Source organism: Psychrobacter sp. T6-4, assembly GCF_052258425.1.
GTDB lineage: Bacteria > Pseudomonadota > Gammaproteobacteria > Pseudomonadales > Moraxellaceae > Psychrobacter.
Genome location: NZ_JBQQEZ010000002.1, coordinates 184,118 through 196,262, shown reverse-complemented (window position 1 = coordinate 196,262; position 12,145 = coordinate 184,118). Strand labels below are relative to the sequence as shown.

Below are 12,145 nucleotides of genomic sequence, written 5' to 3'. Positions count from 1 at the left end.
AACATGACTCAACCTTATACCATTGCTGATTATCTATTTGACCGAGTAGCAGAAGCAGGAGCTTCTGAAGTATTTGGCGTGCCAGGCGACTACAACTTATCATTTTTAGATAACATCATAGCCTCGGACAAGCTGCGTTGGGTCGGCAATACCAATGAGCTAAACGCAGGATACGCTGCAGACGGCTACGCTCGTGAGCGTGGCTTTGCAGCGATGGTGACTACTTTTGGCGTGGGCGAGCTGTCGGCGATTAATGCGACCGCAGGCTCGTTTGCAGAGTATGCGCCAGTGCTACATATCGTCGGTGCGCCTGCGACATCACTGCAAAATGCCAAGAGCCGTATTCATCACTCCTTGGGCGATGGCGTTTTCAATCACTTTATCAAGATGGTCGAACCTGTAACTGTCGCGCGCGCGCAGATTACTCCAGAAAATGCGGCATCAGAGATTGACAGAGTGATACGCATGACTCTCAAAAAGCATCGTCCAGGCTACTTAATGCTCTCACCCGATGTGGCAAAGCTACCGATCTATCCACCAACGACTAAGCTAGATGATAGTCAAGAAGACATCACAAGCGCTGCTGCACTGAGCGCCTTCAAGCAAACACTCATTGAGTTCTTACCTAACAAGACAACCACATTGATGGCTGATCTAATGGTGCATCGAATGGGACTACAAGAGGAGCTTAAAGCCTTAATCGCTGATACTGAGGTGCCTTATACCACCTTGTCATGGGGCAAAAGCTTACTTGATGAACAAGGCGAGCGCTGGGTGGGCACCTACTCTGGTGTTGCCTCTAGACCTGTCGCCAAGGATGCGGTCGAGAACTGCGAGTGCTTGATCAAAGTTGGGGTCAATTATACGGATACAACGACCGCAGGATTTAGCCAAAATATCGATGAAAAATCAGTGGTTGATTTGCACTATGAGCGCGCCAGCATCGGCGGGCAAAATTTTGCCCCAATCGCACTAAAGGACAGCTTGCAAGCTGTACACGAGGTGATGACCTCAGGTGTCGATATCATACCTATGCCGCTATGTGAGCCTATGATGCCTCACGAGCAGATTGGCGCAGATAGCGAAGCGATACGTCAAGACGACCTATGGCATATCGTTGCCAAGGGTCTAACCCATAATAATTTGGTGTTTGCCGATCAAGGAACGGCGTATTTTGGTATTAGCGATACGCGTCTGCCTGCTGGAGTGACGTGCTACGGACAACCGATGTGGGGCTCAATTGGCTATACTTTGCCCGCTAGCCTCGGCGCTGGGATTGCTTCCACGCACAAACGCAGCGTACTACTGATAGGCGATGGCTCGGCACTATTAACGATTCAAGATATCGCGGTCATGCTCAAAGAAGGCATCAACCCCTTTATCATACTGGTTAACAATGACGGCTATACCGTTGAGCGTGCGATACATGGTGAGAACCAACCTTATAATGATATTCCGCATTGTGATTGGCAAGTAATGCTGCAAGCCTTTGGTGGTAATGAGACCAATAGCTTAACGTTAAGAGCCCAAACAGCAGGCGAACTAAAGTCTGCACTACAGACAGCAGCAGCAACGACACATAAACTGGTAATGCTAGAGGTGATAACCGATAAGCACGATATCCCGCCGCTACTTGCTGATATCACTAAGGCCCTGCAATAACGAGCAGGTACTTAATGCATCGAACAATTCAAAAACCCTATTTAGTCCTGAGCTATATAGGGTTTATTGTAGATGTTGTCTATCAAGTTCTATATAGAGGCTATTGTGTCATGACAAACTGAGCTATGCTTATGTTAGTGACATATAATGTGATAAGGGGAGGCACCTCATTATGATCTGGGTAAAGATGATTATTGGTGCGCTCATGGTATTGTTGATACAGCTTTTCGCACAGACGCGCTTTTTTTATTTGGCGGCTTTGGCACCGCTTTTTCCAACCTTTACGCTTATTAGTCACTTTATTGTTGGCACTGAGCGTAGCGGTGCAGACTTAAAGATCGCGTTAATATTTAGTATGTTAGGCGTCATACCGCATCTGATTTATACGCTCGTGGTCTTTTTTGGTATTAATTATATGAGCTTGTACAAGGCTCTGCTATTGGGCGTTGTGGCATGGTCTATCGCCGCCGCTATATTAGTCATCGTATGGCAATATATACAAGCCTGAGGTTGTGACAAAAAATACAATGTTTTAGTTATACCCCTAAACAAAAAACCAGCACCTTGAAAGTTAAGATGCTGGCCTTGTCACTACATAATCGATTAGATTACATGTTATGCATATTTTTGCTTATGTCTAACCACACTGACAGCAGTTGCTACAGCAGCTACAGTTTTTGCAGGTGGCCGTACTACTACAATTACACTGGGTGCAATGGCAAGTGTCGTCAGCCATACATACTAGGCTCAGTTTATTCTTGGGCAGAAAAGTCATGATCACTCCTTGTTGATGACAGTCTTATTACTTTAGCAATTATGGCTCTTTAACTGTGCAGTAGTGTTGTTAACTGAGTTTAAGTGGCTTTGAGTACATTAAAACAAATCTTTTACATTCGCGCTAATCATCATTATTCCGCTCACGACCATCAGCGCTATTAGCATAAGTCTAAATTGATAAACACTCATGCCCGCCAAAAATCGCTTGCCGATGACATTGCCAAGCGCCGCACCAAGACCAAGTGCCAAACCATAGATCCAAAGCTGCGCGGTGAGCACGCCAAAAAAGGCATAACTACCAATTTGCGCCAGTCCAACAAAAAACGAGTTTGCGGTTTTGGTGGCGATTAAGCGCTCTTTTTGCAGACCTGTATTCATATAAAACGGATTGAGTACGGGGCCAAGGCCGCCGACCAACGTACTGATAAAAGCGGTGACAAACCCTAATGGGATAAACCCTAACTTTGGCATATCAAAGCTCTTATCGATCTTGCCAAAGCGATACTGAAGCACGGTAGAGACCAAAAACCCGCCAACCAATAGCTGAATCCAGCTCCCATCTAGCCGACTAAATAAAAATGCTGCCAGCCACGCCCCAACGACCGCACTCGGCACATAGTATTTGATGAGTGACCAGTCAATATCTTGCCAAAATAGATATAAGCGCACAGGACGACTAATAAAAGTTCCTAAGTTGATGACTGGCGGCGCAGCTGATGCTCCTAGCATCCAAGAGGTTATAGGTATCAGTAACAAAGCGCCGCCGCCACCTGATATGGTGGAGACAATAAAAGCAATCATGCCTATAGCAAAAAGACCCGCTAAATGCCAAGCAGGTATGGTTTGCACAAGGTTAAATATCGTCTCTAAAATCATAATTATTTACTTTATAGTCCTCTACTTTTACTCATTTAGAACCTAATGAAAGCAGACTCATGACAACAGATAATGATCTTCAATATGTTGAATGCACAGCTCATAAAAGGCGGTAGCCGCAGGAGAAATGCTTTTGTCTGCCAGTTTAAAAATACCGACCTGCCGCGTCAAAGTAGGCTCAAGTAGTGGTATCCATATGAGCTCCGACTCATTAGAGGGAAAGGCGAGTTTGGGTAGGGTTGTAATGCCAAGGTCGTGCCGAAGTAGGGAGAATAAAGAGGTAATATTCTCAACCGTATAGCGCGCCTGCCGGTTTAGCACTTGCGCTTGGGTGTTCTCGAGCAAGCGGCAAGTACCATTATAGATAAATGGCTGACCGACTAACTGTTGCCAGGTTAGACCTTGTTGTGCGGTCAATTCCTTTTGCAAGGCTTTAGAAGATGCGCGCTTTGGTTGCATCAACTGCTGGCACAATACATTACTTTTTAAGCACACGACACCTATAGGGTCTGAGATGAGTGCGGTGAAGTCAATATCTGCTTGATCCACTTGCACATCGTTGCCCAAAGCGACATCGACTTCGCCGGCCAACAACCTATTGGCGACGCCGACAGAGTTATCATCTATCAATACAATCTCAATATCAGGGTATCTCTGCGAGTAGGCGGCTAGTACGCTTGGCAATAATTTTGTGACCAAGGATGGCACGCTTGCAATCCTGATCTTGCCCTTGTCTCCTGCCGCAACCGATTTTAAGTCCTCCTCAAGTGTCTGAGCATAACTTACAAACTGCTCAATCTTTGGCAGGCAAGTCTGCCCAAAAGCGCTAAGGGTTGCGGTATTGCCACTCTCAAACAGTCTTTGACCGAGCGACTTTTCTAGCTCTTTAATAGAAGCGGATAACGCAGCTTGCGTGCGATTGGCGCGATCTGCTGCTGCGCGAAAGCCGCCAGCTTCTACCACTAATAAAAAGTGCCTTAGCTGCTGTAACTTCATACCTTGTTATCCGATAAATCCCTAGGTGATAAATTCTTATGTATTGAGACAAGCACAAGCTGTGCTATTTATAAGAACTATAGCACATGATAGATTAAATTTATCATTATTAATATTTAATGAGTTAGATTTGTTAGAGCCAAAAGAGTAGCATAGATGCTAACCCAAGGAACGTCTAAGTATCTGGCTCAATCTAGATACCCACTACTTAAAGGATTAGTGCTTTATGACCACTCACTCACCTAAGCAAGCTGTCAAAACCTCATTATACGCCTCAAAAGCACCCCTTGAGTGGGCAGTCACCAGTAACGGTACGCTTTATACCGCGCAGATTCCAATTGATGATAAAGGGGAAGTCGTTAGCGGCGGTATCGAGGCGCAAACGCGTCAGACATTGGATAACCTCAAGCATACGCTAGAGAGTGCTGGCGTTGGCATGGATGCAGTACTGCAAGTGCTCATTTATGTGACTGATCGCGATTATCTAAAGACGGTCAATCAAGTCTATGCCGAATACTTTGAAGCGCCTTATCCCAACCGCGCAGCTTTAGTGATCGCAGGACTGGCGCGAGAAGAGATGCTCGTTGAGCTAGTCGTTTATGCCGCTGTGACATAAATTTATAATTATAAAAACGTATGTTAATCATTTATCACGCTCTTAACCTTTATTAAGGATTTTTTATGTCAATTCAAACTACCAAACAAGTATTACAACAAGACCCAAGCCAATCACTCTATATCAATGGGGAGTGGCAAGCGGGCACCGATACTATCAACAACATCAATCCCTCAGACACTAGTGAAAGCATTGGCGATTTTGCGCAGGCAAGCGCAGATCAAGTCAAAGACGCTATCTCTGCTGCCCGCCATGCTCAGCCAAAATGGGAAGCGACGCCACTTGAGAAAAAACAATCTATCTTGCAAGCGATCGGCGATGAGATGATCGCCCGCTGTGATGAATTGGGTACATTGCTTTCACGTGAGGAAGGTAAGCCATTTGCGGAAGGTCGCGGCGAGATTTACCGCGCAGGGCAGTTCTTTCATTACTATGCGGCCGAAGTATTACGTCAAATCGGTGATACCGCAGATTCAGTCCGCCCTGGGGTCAAAGTCGAAGTCACTCGTGAAGCGGTTGGCGTGGTCGCGATTATCTCGCCTTGGAACTTCCCGACGGCAACGGCGGTTTGGAAAATCGCGCCGGCGTTAGCCTTTGGTAATAGTGTCATCTGGAAACCTGCAAACTTGACGCCCGCCAGCGCAGTCGCTATGGCTGAGATTATTCATCGTCAAGGACTGCCTGAGGGCACGTTTAATTTGCTATTAGGCGGCGGCTCATCGGTCGGTGATACGCTTATTCACTCAAAAGATATCGACGCGGTCAGCTTTACAGGCTCAGTACCGACAGGTCGCAAAGTCGCTGCGGCTACTGCGCCAAACTTTGTGCGTTGCCAGCTTGAAATGGGCAGCAAAAACGCCTTGGTCATCGCTGATGATGCTGATATGCAAGTCGCTGTGGACGCGGCAATCGCTGGTGCGTTCGGTGGTTCAGGTCAAAAATGTACCGCCTCTTCACGCTTGATCGTCATGGACGGCGTACACGACGCTTTTGTCGAGGCCATGATCGAGCGGATGAAAACTCTAAAAGTCGGTCACGCGCTTGATGACGGTATCTTTATGGGCCCGGTCGTTGATGATAAGCAATTAACATCAAACATGGATTGGATTGAAAAAGCCAAACAGTCTGGTGCCAACCTAGCTTATGGTGGCGAGCGCCTAGAGATGGCCCACGACGGTTATTACATGGCACCAACCTTGTTTACTGAGACCGAAAACAGCTGGGATATTAACCAAGAAGAGGTCTTTGCACCATTAGCTTGCGTGATGCGCGCCAAAGATTTAGAAGAAGCAATTACCATGACTAACGATACGCGTTTTGGTTTGACAGGCGGCATCATTACTCAAAGCCTACGTAATAGTGCGATGTTTAAAGAGCAAGTGCAAGCGGGCTGCGTCATGGTCAATCTAGCAACAGCGGGTACCGACTATCATGTGCCCTTTGGTGGCCGTAAAGAGTCGAGCTTTGGCCCGCGTGAGCAAGGTCAGTACGCCAAAGAGTTTTATACCATCGTTAAGACCGCTTATCAAAAAGCGTATTAGTTTTTGATGAAGGATAAAGGCGTAGGGTGGGTTAGTTTTTCAAACTCTCGCAGAGAGTGCAGATAAAAGGTAACCCACCATTTCAAACATAAGTTGTTGAATAAAGGCGGGTTACGCTATCGCTAACCCACCCTACGCTCAAGACGAGTAATAAAAAGGATAGCAAAATGTACCAAGATCATATCGTCATCGACGGCTTGCAATATAGCAACTGGGATCGTGATTATTTCAAGATGCTACAAAATAGCGGTATCAACGCGGTACATGCCACTTTGGTCTATCACGAAAACGCACGCCAAACGATGACCCGCTTTGCTGAATGGCATGCGCGCTTTGAGCAAAATAGCGATTTGATTATGCCTGTATATTCTACCAGCGATATCAAAACCGCTAAAGAGCAAGGCAAAGTCGGTATTTTCTTTGGCGCGCAAAACTGCTCGCCTATCGATGATGAGATAGGTCTGATCAGCGTTATGCGCCGTTTGGGGTTACTCATTATGCAGCTGACATATAACAATCAGAGCCTGCTGGCAACGGGCTGTTATGAGTCAAAAGATAGTGGGGTGACACGCTTTGGTCAGCAAGCGATAGCGGAGATGAACCGCGTCGGAATGATTGTTGATATGTCACACAGTGCCGAGCAGTCCACGCTTGAGGCGATAGAGGTATCGTCGCGTCCGATCTGTATTAGCCATGCCAATCCGACTACCGCGCATGATGCGCTACGTAACAAGTCAGATACGGTGATTAGCGCCTTAACCCAAGCAGGTGGGCTATTAGGCTTTAGCTTATACCCGTTTCATTTGCCGAACGGTAGCGACTGCAGCCTTGATGATTTTTGTACCATGATTGCCAACTGCGCTGATAAATACGGCGTCGAGCATTTAGCGATTGGTAGTGACTTGTGCCTCAATCAGCCCAAATCAGTGCTGGAGTGGATGCGTAACGGGCGCTGGTCAAAGGCAATGGACTATGGCGAAGGCAGCGCGAGTAACTCAGGCTGGCCGGATAACTTGCCTTGGTTTGCAGGTGAGAAAGGTATGGAGAATATTTATAACGGTCTGCTTAAGCATGGCTTTAATAAGGTTGATGCTGGCAAGATCATCGGACAAAACTGGTTTGACTTTTTGGAGCAGGGACTTAAGCCTGTGCCTTAGTACGAAAAGCGTGTAAGCATAGATATTTATTACCGTCAAAAGTCACTTCGCTATAAAACACCTGCTGTTCTATAGCGCTCATTGCCATTTAAAGATACAGATTTTAAGGATGATTATCCTATTTTGTCTCTCATTGAATTTGTACCTTAGTTAATTTTGATGCAACAGGACTGGAGCCATATCATGGCAGATTTAAAAGGATTTAACGATAAAGAGCAAGGACGCTCACATAATCTAAGCGCAGCTACGGGTCATCTAACGCGCACGGAGGTGTCAACAGATACTTTGGGTCTTAAAAACCCCGCCTTTTGGTATAGCGGCGGTTTTATCACTCTCTTTGTCTTGATGGCAATATTTGCAGAAGAGCAGCTGGGTATAATTGTAAATACTGCTTTTGCATGGTCAGCCAACATCTTTGGCCCCTTTTGGCAGATACTACTGTTAGCAACTTTTGTCATTGCCTTAGCCGTTGGGGCAGGGCGCACGGGACGAGTTATTCTAGGCAACCTGCCTAAGCCTGAGATGGATAATTTTAAGTGGATGGCGATCTTGTTTTGTACGCTGCTGGCAGGCGGCGGGGTGTTTTGGGCAGCGGCTGAACCTATCGCGCATTTTGTCTCAGCGCCGCCTTTGTATGGTGAGTCGCCAGATTTGCAGCAGCGTGCTTTTAATGCGTTATCTCAGTCTTTTATGCATTGGGGCTTTTTGGCATGGTCGATCGTCGGTAGCTTAACCGCCATCGTTGTCATGCACTTGCATTATGACAAAGGTCTACCGCTCAAGCCGCGTACGCTGTTATATCCTGTATTCGGCGAGCGCGTGCTCACCGGTCAGACCGGCGCTATTATTGACGCCTGTTGTATTATTGCAGTAGCAGCGGGCACGATTGGGCCTATTGGATTTTTGGGATTACAGACGAGCTATGCGCTAAATGAGCTGTTTGGTATTCCTGATACTTTTGTGACTCAGCTGATTATTATTGTCTTTGCGATTATTCTATATACGATTTCGGCTATTAGTGGTCTGGCTCGCGGTATGCAGCTATTGAGCCGTTTTAACGTCATATTAGCTGTGGCGCTAATGGTGTTTATCTTAATCTTTGGCCCAACTAATTTCATCACAAATGGCTATATTCAAGGCGTAGGCACGATGGTCCAAAACTTCATTCCGATGGCGACGTTTCGCGGTGATGAGGACTGGCTTGGCTGGTGGACGGTATTCTTTTGGGGTTGGTTTTTGGGTTATGGCCCAATGATGGCGATCTTTATCGCTCGTATCTCGCGCGGTCGTACCATTCGCCAGCTGATCACAACGGTTTGTATTATCGCACCACTCGTGACTTGTTTTTGGTTCACCGTCGTTGGCGGTTCAGGTCTGGCTTTTGAGATTGCCAATCCAGGTAGTGTGAGCGCCGCTTTTGAAGGCTTTAACTTACCAGGCGCGCTCCTTGCGGTCACGCAGCAATTACCGTTTCCTCTGATTACCTCGATACTGTTCTTGATTTTGACGACTGTCTTTATTGTGACTACCGGGGATTCGATGACTTATACCATTAGTGTTGTCATTAGCGGCGAGCATGAACCAAACGCTATGATACGTACCTTTTGGGGTGTGATGATGGGGATTACTGCTATCGTCCTAATCTCTTTGGGTGCAGGCGGCGTCAGCGCATTGCAGTCCTTTATCGTCATTACTGCAGTGCCCGTGTCCTTTATTTTGCTACCCTCACTTTGGAACGGGCCACAAATTGCGCAGCAAATGGCGCGTGAGCAAGACCTGTACCGCCCGAACCGAGTTGAGACTGATCATAAAATCGCTGAGGAGCAGCTTGCTAAGGATAGACAAGGACGCTAAGAAAAAGAGACTGGCTCACTAGTAAATTATCAATAAAATCAGTAATTTATAGGGTATGTATTCGTTTTGAATGACAACATACCCTAAACAGATAAAAGAGGTTGTTTGTCGTAACGGTTGAGCCTGTTTAGGTTCAACTCTTTAGGTAAGGTAGTGGCATTATGAATTTGATTGATACAAGTACAAATAGTCTTAACGAAGCGGTATTGCCTTTACGTAGCCCTGATGTAGTGATGAACGCTCAAAGGCTTGGGGCGATGCATCAAACGCGCATCAGCTTTGTGCGCACGTTACTACGCAAAATCGATAAGGAGCAATGGACACTCTCAACCCATCTTTGGGATTTGGATGATAGCGGCTATGGGCAAGTGATTTATCGCTTGCAAACGCCCGAGCATACTTATCACTTGGTGGTGTTTTGCCAAGAGCTTGCCGATGATGAGCGTAATGATCGGGTTATCGCACAAAAGTGGGATGTCACCTTTGGTCTAGTCTTTGGCGAGATCGGTCAAGAGCTACTCGATAACCTAAAAGCTAACGTGCCGCTACAAGAAGCCGGACGCAATTCCAACATGGTGATGGTGCTGGCGCGCGCTAACAAAAGCGTACGCGTCTTTGATCATATCGTCACCTCCTTAGCTAAAGGCGCGCAGCCTGATCTTGATATTTTGGCGCAAGTCGGTTATATCTTGCGTACCACGGCGGTCTATGGCAATGGTAAGTTTGGTATCTATGACTTCAAACCACTCGATCACAGCGAGGACTTTAATCAGTCGTTTCGCGCGCAGATGTGCGCTGTTTATTTGCTGCGCGAATTTAGCCTAGATTGGGTGGATTTTTTGGCGAAGAAAAAAGGCGGCACCAAATCGGTCACCTTGCATCCAGAGATTAAGCGCTATCTAGGTATCGGTAATGCGACAGGTCTGGGTATGGCGCCGTATCTGATTAATCATCCCTGTGTCGTTGATCAATGGCTCACAACGCGTGAAGAGGCGCTACAATCTGTTTTAGTGCACACTATTGAACCTGATAAAGTGGCTTATTTTTCGACTCTGCTAAGCCGCGCCATTCAGCATTTCACTGAGATTGTCACTATCGATGCGCAGCAAGTGACGTTGAACAATACTGTCGTCGCAGAGCTCACCCTATTACAGAACAATCTGCTGACAGCAATGAAGGGCTATAAGCGTTGGGGTGATTTTCTACAAGATCATGAGCATCTCAGTTACGAGAGCCAAGAGGTAATAATCTCTTGCTTAATTGAGCTGTATCCTGAGCGCGTGGATAGCTTTCAAGAAAAGGTGAATGCCGATGAGACGCTATCGCTGCCTAAAGGCAAAACCGTTCAGGACTTAATCTTGGTGCTTGAGACTCACTATCAGTGGGCAATTGAAATAGATTTCAGTGCACCTGATAACAGCTACTGGTTTTGGTATCGCTCAGTGGACAAAGAGGAGCCGCGTATGGGCGTACGCGGACAAGAGCCTGGCGATGATCGAGAGCTGTTCTTGGATATTGCCCGCCAAACCAATAAGCTATATTTGGCACTAAAACAGGTCGACCCCAAACAGCTTATCTCGCAGTTTGTCTTAGGTGCGCCCAAACATCGCGCTATCGCCAGACGCGTTTGGACAATGGGACACAAGCCTATGGGCGACATCCAGATCAACGTGCTCCAAAAAGACACTTTACCTATTCATTTACTTCGCTGTAAGCTCTCTATGTTTGGCGCCACCAAGTTTGATCCCAGATCCGATCGCTGGGTACGCGTTACCTTGTTTCAGGGCGCGCCTTTATTTGTTGATGTGCATAGTGATGAGTGGTTGTTTCCGCTATTACCTAAGCTTGACGAGTCTGAGACAGACCCCAAGCACGACGCAGCTGTGCTAAAGGTATCGTCGTCTGATCAGGAGGCGGCGCTATGATCGTCTCGCGTAACGAGATCGTCTCTATGGTATACAAGGCGTTTTCAGGCTTACACCGAGAAGTCGGGGAAGCCGATCTGGTCGCCACTATGGTCGCAGAATTGCAGATGGCAGGACTCGATGGCGTAGGGCAATTTAACAACGCCACGCCCTATATTTTGACTGAACAAGATACGCTCATAGAGATTATGCATCAAGATATAGGTGAGGTGAGTTTAAATCTACATGATAGTAGTCTGGCTTGTCATCTGCCTGCGGTGATGGACTATGCGCTTGAGCTGATGGACAATCGCGATCATTTTAAGGTGACCCTGCACAACTGCCACAATCGCTGGCTGGCCTATAGCGAGCTTTTAAGCTTGGCTGCCAAAGGCTTAGCTTGCCTTGCAAAATGGGACAACGGCACTGCGCCTAAACATACTTTATTCACTTTGAATCAAGGCTTTGTTTATCCTGATATCTATTTCTTTGATGAGAGGCAAACGCGCCACGATACCAACGATATGGTCATCGAGCTTGCCACGAGTAATTTTGATATCGAGCAGGAGATTGAGCACTTTAGACATAAGATATCGACTGATGAGCTATATGAAACCCATCAGCGTGCATGGAAACAAGGCATCTATGTCGATGATGAGCAGTGGGCGATACTCAAACAGACGGCGGCTGCGATACTGGTCGAGAACAGTGAGGCGTCCAGTAAAGGTGCAGGCGGCGTCTAGTAGCTAGGGCGCTTGAGCA

At 46.9% G+C, this 12,145-nt stretch carries 10 protein-coding genes; 8 read left to right on the top strand and 2 right to left on the bottom strand.

Annotation, left to right across the window (positions count from 1 at the left end):
* The first annotated feature begins 3 nt into the window (after positions 1–3).
* The gene (locus ACTXGE_RS02565) at positions 4–1,662 is read left to right on the top strand and encodes an alpha-keto acid decarboxylase family protein (RefSeq protein ID WP_443541657.1); all 1,659 of its coding nucleotides are present in this window, start codon (positions 4–6) and stop codon (positions 1,660–1,662) included.
* A 172-nt stretch (positions 1,663–1,834) separates the two neighbouring features.
* The gene (locus ACTXGE_RS02560) at positions 1,835–2,170 is read left to right on the top strand and encodes a GlpM family protein (protein WP_443541655.1); all 336 of its coding nucleotides are present in this window, start codon (positions 1,835–1,837) and stop codon (positions 2,168–2,170) included.
* A gap of 365 nt (positions 2,171–2,535) precedes the next feature.
* On the opposite strand, the gene ACTXGE_RS02555 is transcribed toward ACTXGE_RS02560, so the two are convergent.
* Both ACTXGE_RS02555 and ACTXGE_RS02550 read right to left on the bottom strand, forming a co-directional pair.
* Complete coding sequence (locus ACTXGE_RS02555) at positions 2,536–3,315, bottom strand: sulfite exporter TauE/SafE family protein (protein ID WP_443541654.1); 780 nt, start codon at positions 3,313–3,315, stop codon at positions 2,536–2,538.
* Positions 3,316–3,372: 57 nt separating this feature from the next.
* A complete protein-coding gene (locus tag ACTXGE_RS02550; RefSeq protein ID WP_443541652.1) occupies positions 3,373–4,311 on the bottom strand; it encodes a LysR family transcriptional regulator in 939 nt (312 codons plus the stop codon).
* A gap of 226 nt (positions 4,312–4,537) precedes the next feature.
* Here ACTXGE_RS02550 and ACTXGE_RS02545 point away from each other — a divergent pair, with 226 nt between their 5' ends.
* From ACTXGE_RS02545 to ACTXGE_RS02520, 6 genes are all read left to right on the top strand, one after another.
* The gene (locus ACTXGE_RS02545) at positions 4,538–4,927 is read left to right on the top strand and encodes a RidA family protein (RefSeq protein ID WP_443541650.1); all 390 of its coding nucleotides are present in this window, start codon (positions 4,538–4,540) and stop codon (positions 4,925–4,927) included.
* Positions 4,928–4,992: 65 nt separating this feature from the next.
* Positions 4,993–6,468, top strand: coding sequence for an aldehyde dehydrogenase family protein (locus ACTXGE_RS02540; RefSeq protein ID WP_443541649.1), 1,476 nt, complete (start codon positions 4,993–4,995; stop codon positions 6,466–6,468).
* Positions 6,469–6,635: 167 nt separating this feature from the next.
* Positions 6,636–7,625, top strand: coding sequence for a membrane dipeptidase (locus tag ACTXGE_RS02535; protein WP_443541647.1), 990 nt, complete (start codon positions 6,636–6,638; stop codon positions 7,623–7,625).
* Positions 7,626–7,808: 183 nt separating this feature from the next.
* Positions 7,809–9,479, top strand: coding sequence for a BCCT family transporter (locus tag ACTXGE_RS02530; protein WP_443541645.1), 1,671 nt, complete (start codon positions 7,809–7,811; stop codon positions 9,477–9,479).
* Positions 9,480–9,640: 161 nt separating this feature from the next.
* Positions 9,641–11,404 carry a hypothetical protein gene (locus ACTXGE_RS02525; RefSeq protein WP_443541643.1) on the top strand — a complete coding sequence of 588 codons (1,764 nt, stop codon included), beginning with the start codon at positions 9,641–9,643 and terminating at the stop codon, positions 11,402–11,404.
* Positions 11,401–12,126 (top strand): DUF3726 domain-containing protein, encoded by a 726-nt coding sequence (locus ACTXGE_RS02520; RefSeq protein WP_443541641.1) that lies wholly within the window; start codon positions 11,401–11,403, stop codon positions 12,124–12,126. Before ACTXGE_RS02525 ends, ACTXGE_RS02520 begins: the two co-directional genes overlap by 4 nt.
* Positions 12,127–12,145: the final 19 nt, after the last annotated feature.